Origin of the sequence: Mesorhizobium sp. M7D.F.Ca.US.004.03.1.1, from assembly GCF_003998635.1 — a bacterium.
GTDB classification, from domain to species: Bacteria; Pseudomonadota; Alphaproteobacteria; order Rhizobiales; family Rhizobiaceae; genus Mesorhizobium; species Mesorhizobium loti.
The window spans coordinates 1-420 of record NZ_RZQG01001844.1 but is presented as its reverse complement, the minus strand read 5'-3'; the positions used below and the strand labels follow the sequence as shown (position 1 = coordinate 420).

Below are 420 nucleotides of genomic sequence, written 5' to 3'. Positions count from 1 at the left end.
TCGCGATAGATATCGGCCTCGACACGTGGCACCGCGGGTTTGGCCTTTGTAACGACCGGGCCGGCTGGATCATCCGCTGCCATCGGCTGCATGGCGGCCGATGCCTTCTCATCGCGTGCCGCCTTGCGCTCCATGGCTGCCGCCATGCTGGCCTGGATCGCCGCCGTGCTGTCGAGCAGCCCGGCATTCCGCGGGTCGTCGGGGGAAACGAGTGCGATGTCCTGCTGCTTGAGCTCGGCCTTGAGATAGCCGCGGGGATCGGCGGCGATCTTGCCGAGATCATAACCGGGTTTTGCGCCGAGGCCGAAGCGGTTGAGCGCGACCAGGGCCGGATCCGGCGAGGCGGAGTTTGAAACGGATGCGGCCAACGAAGCCTCCGTCCGAAGCCGACGCAAATCGTGTCGGTCGACATGTTCCATG

General features: G+C 65.7%; 1 pseudogene. It reads right to left on the bottom strand.

Annotated elements, in window-relative coordinates:
- Window positions 1–368 (bottom strand): annotated as a pseudogene (locus EN935_RS40335) (hypothetical protein); the annotation flags it as partial.
- Between the last annotated feature and the right edge of the window lie 52 nt (window positions 369–420).